Raw genomic sequence first — 4566 nt, forward strand, 5'->3', positions numbered from 1 at the left:
ACCCGCTCGACCGCGGCACGCAGCCGGACGCGCAGATCGCTCTTGAGGAAAGCCACCTGGTCACGCAGTGCCTGCATGTCCAGGCCCAGGCGTTCTGCCTTCGCCCAGTCGCCGGAGTCGGCGATCTCACGGAGCAGCGACTTCAACGCCACCGGAGACCTGTTCTCGATGGCCGCGTTGAAGAAGGCCGTCATCAGCTCCCGTACGCTGCCCTGCTCCAGCAGCTCTTCAAGACCGGACCGCCCGGTGTCGGCACCGATCTGACCGGCCGACGTCAGGTTGCTGGCGAAGAAGACCTTCGCGATCTCCTGCTCGCTCAGGTCGGGATGCGCCTGAGCGAGCACGTCGAACAGGCGGGCCACGCCCTGCCGAACCGCCCCCAGCGCGCTCGGCTGGCGGAACGCGTACGCGCCCAACCGCTTCTCGAACTCCCGGGCCATGGAGGTGTACGCCGGGTCCGCGTAAAGCGCCCGCGCGCCGCGGTCCGTACCGAGCGCGGAGAAGCCCTCCGGCAGCAGATCGGTGACCGGCGCGAGGCCGCCGACTCCCGTCCCACGGTCCCCTGACGGCACGTCGGAGAGCTGTCCGGCGGAAGACGCGTCGGTGCCGTCGAGACGTGCCAGGAAGGTCCGGAGGGAATCCGCCTGCGGCACGGCGGCATCCCCGGCGTCGCGGACCAGTGGTCCCTCTACGACTTCGGCCATGCGGGCAGCGACCCCGCCCAGCAGGCGCTCGCGCGCAGAGGCGACGCCGCGCTCCGCGGCCTGGGCCGTAGCCGTCGCCACGGCCTGCGCGTCCCGGTCCGGCACGCCCTCGTTCTGGTGCAGTACCTGCGCCACCCGCATGGTCGCCCAGTACTGCTCGGGGTCCCGCTCCAGCAGCGAACGGCGGCCCTCGGCGACCGTCAGGTCGAACGGGTTGTGCTCTGCCGTGATCCGCGACGCATCCGTCCAGAGCTGACGTGCCGTCGGCTCGTCCAGCTTGCCGAACTGCTGCTCCGCGAACCGCTTGAGGTCCGGCAGCACCTGCATTTCACCGCCGGAGCCCTGGCCCTCCAGGAGCGGGCCTTGCCGGTTCTGCGCGGCCGCTGCCGTCCGCCACTCGGCGGCCAAACGGGGGTACGTGACCTGCTGTCCCGGTGTCTCCAGCCGAGAGACGATTCCCACCAGCCGCGACCGGGCAGCCTCGTCGACCGGGGTGACCGCCCCGGCGCCGTCCAGACGGCGTACGAGTGTGTCCAGGTGTGCTGCGACGATCTGCGTGTCCGGGCTGAGTTGCAGAACGCCGCGGGCCAGGTCCGCCGCACGACGTACGTCCGTCAGGCGCTCGACCGTCAGGTGCTCCGGCCCCCCGTGCACCTCACTGGCCAGCTCACCCAGATGCCAGACCTGAAGGCCGTCCGCCGCGCCGATCCGCCGGGCCAGCGGCAGCAGATCGCCGCGCTTGACCACCGAGCCGGAACCGGCGAGGTGCTGCAGCGCGTTCCGCAGCGCGCCGAGCGGGAGCTCCGGCAGCTCCTCGACAGCCTCGACCAGTTCATACGTCTTCTTTCGGAAGTCGCGCATCTCACGGGACGTGATGTCCAGGCGCCCGGTGGGAAGCAGCAGCACCTCCTGTTCCTGCATGTCCAGGGAGAAGGCCGAGATGTCGCGGGCCGCATTCCCGGTCAGCTCGGCGCGGATGAGCACGCGGTGGGAATCCGGTATCGGAACCTTCGATGCGAACAGGAACTGGCCTTCTGCTTCCTCCTTGTTCCGGGTGAAACTGGCGAACTTGTTGAAGGAGATCTCCGTGGCCTCGTGGCCCACCAGGCGCGTGCCGCGCCAGGCCTCGCCGGTCGCGGGCGGCAACTGATCGAGCGCGTCCACCAGCATCGCGGCATGGGCGGCCATCTGCTGCTCGATGACGGGGAGCACCCTCTCGACCGCCGCGTGGAGCCGCTCGCGATACCGCGCCCGTTCCCCGGGCACCTTTCCGGGGGGGTTCGCAGTCACCCGACGGATCTCAGGGTGATAGTTCAGTACGGCCTGCAGGGGGCTCCCGAAGCGGACGTGCTCGTCGATGAGCCAGTCGATCTGACGGCGCAGCGCCGAACGAGCCTCGTCGGCATCGGACTTGAACAGCGGATTGATCAGCTGGTAGTTCGAGGCGGTGTAGGCCGCGATAGAGGCGAAGTGCGCCGGGGTCAGGCGCTCCAGCACCTGCCGCGCCGTCAGCCCGTTCCTCCGCAGCCAACGCTCCGTCCACCACTCGCCTTCGGTTTCCGGGGGCAGCGGCTGGTCGACGAGGCGCCCGAAATCAGCCCTGCGTTCCTCGATCAGTTCCAGGCCCAACCCACCGAGTCCGGTGAAGCCCCCGTCCTCGGGCCGGGTGTCGAACTTGGACCAGTAGACGGCCTCGTGCGGCAGCATGCCCTTCTCGCCGGCCTGCTGACGCACCTCGGCGAGCGACAACCCCGGCACCGACCGGTACATGCGTGCCGCGTCGTCCAGCGGGTTCCCCGCCAACGACGGCACCACGTCCGCCGTCTGCAGACCCGCCAGAATCTCGTGCAGCGAATGGTCCTGCAGCGGAAGCATCCACCCGATCAGGGCCAGCGCCAGGCCCTCCCCGTCCAGACCGGGGACATCCAGCAGCTTGAAGGCGTTCCCGACCCGCGCGGCCGTGCCCGAGACGGAGCTCTTCGGCAGCTCCGGACCCTGCGCGCCCAGACCCAGATCACCTGCCGCCTGCTCTCGCAGCGCCTGCACGTCCAGGCCCAGGTGTTCCGCCTTCGCCCAGTCGCCGGAGTCGGCGATCTCACGCAGCAGCGGATTCAACGTCAGCGGAGACTCGTTCTCGATGGCCGCGTTGTGGAAGGCCGTCATCAGCTCCCGCACACGGCCCTGCCGCAGCAGCTCGTGAAGACCGGACAGCCCGGTGCCCGCACCGATCTGGCCCGCCGACGTCACGTTGTCGGCGAAGAAGACGGCCGCGATCTCCTCCGCGCTCCGGTCGGGATGCGCCTGAGTGAGCACGTCGAGCAGACGGGACACGCCCTCCCGAACCGCGTCCCGCGCGCTCGGCTGCTGCGACGCGTAGGTGCCCAGCCGCTTCTCGAACTCCCGGGCCATCGGGGCATACGACGCATCCGCGTACAGGGTCCGGAACCCAGGGTTCGCAACGAGCGCCGGGGAACCGTCCGCAACCGGATCGGCAATCGGCGCCACTGCGGCGGCATCCGCCGGGTCCGCCACCGACGGTACATCGGGAATCTGCTCGCCGGACGACGCACTGGTGCCGTCGAGACCTGCCGGGGAGATCCGAGGGGAGTCCGTGCGCGGCACGGTGGCAGCCCCGGCGTCCCGGATGGCGGGCGCCTCAACGACGTCGGCCATGCGGGTCAGGACCCGGCCCCCACCCAGCAGACCCGCACGCGCAGAGCCGACAGCGCGCTCATCGGCCAGGTCCCTGGCCGCCACGACGGCCTGGGCAATCCGGTCCGGCGCGCCCTCGTTGTCGTGCAGTACCTGCGCCACCCGCAGGGTCGCCCAGTACTGCTCGGGGTCGCGCTCCAGCAACCCCCCGGCGCCCTCGGCGACCGTGAGACCGAACGGGTTGTGCTCCGCGGTGATCCGCGACGCATCCGCCCAGAGCCGACGCGCCGTCGGCTCGTCCAGCTTGCCGAACTGCTGCTCCGCGAATCGGCGCAGCGATGCGTCGGGGGTGACGTCGCGGACGCGCTGACCCGTCGTGCCGGCCTGAACGCCCTGCGGGGCGGTGCCGGCCTGCGGGAGCTCTGCCGCAGAGGGCTCCGCCTCCGTCGTGGGGCGCGCCTCGTCGACCTGCTGCCGGCTCGGCGAACCGTTGGTTTCCACGCCAGGCTGCGACACCTGAACCTGCGACGGTGCCGCCGCCTGCTCGCGCTCCGGAGCCGGAACCTCCGCCCCGGAGTCCATCCGCGACGGCACCGCCGTGGAGCCTTCCGCCTCCGACGCCGACTGCCGCGATCCCGCCGCCGAATCCTTCTGCGGCGTGCCGGTCGCCGTTCCCGAAACTGGCGCGTCCACCCCGGGCTGCATCCGCGAGGAACTCTGCGGCGACACGGGCCGCTCGACGGTCCGCTCCGGCTGCGTCGAGGCCGACGTCGTCGAAGACGTCTGCGTCGGCACCGGCGGCTGCAGCGCCGTAGCGGACTCCACCGGAGACTCGGGACGCTGCCCGGAACCGCTCACCGTCGGAACCGACGGAGATGTCTGCGGCTGCGTATCCGTTGGTGCCGGCATCTGCGAAGTCGTATGCGTCGGCAACGGCGGCTGCTGCGCAGTCGGGGACTGCGCCGGAGCCTGGGTTGTCGGCTGCTGCGCAGGCGTCGGTGCCTGCTGCGTCGGGGACGCGTCCTGCACCTGCTGCGTGTCCGTCGGTGCCGGCGGCTGCGAGAACGTCTGCGGCTCGGGAGGCGTCGGGGTCTGGATCTGCGGCGCAGCCGGAGCCTGCGGGATCACGGGCTTCGGCACATTGACGGAAGGCGACGAGGTCTCCGCCGTGCGCGACGTCTGTGTGGTGTCCCCCGAGGACGGGTCACCG

General features: G+C 71.0%; 1 protein-coding gene and 1 pseudogene. One reads left to right on the plus strand and one right to left on the minus strand.

All coding sequences use genetic code 11. The features are described 5' to 3' along the window. Nucleotides 1-3857, minus strand: a pseudogene (locus tag ACWD4J_RS43930) (hypothetical protein); the annotation flags it as partial. Nucleotides 3858-3954: 97 nt separating this feature from the next. On the opposite strand from ACWD4J_RS43930, the gene ACWD4J_RS43935 reads away from it, so the two are divergent. After that, on the plus strand, nt 3955-4566 hold a 612-nt coding region (locus ACWD4J_RS43935), incomplete at its 3' end, for a hypothetical protein (protein ID WP_451401170.1).

Source organism: Streptomyces sp. NPDC002577, from assembly GCF_053594815.1.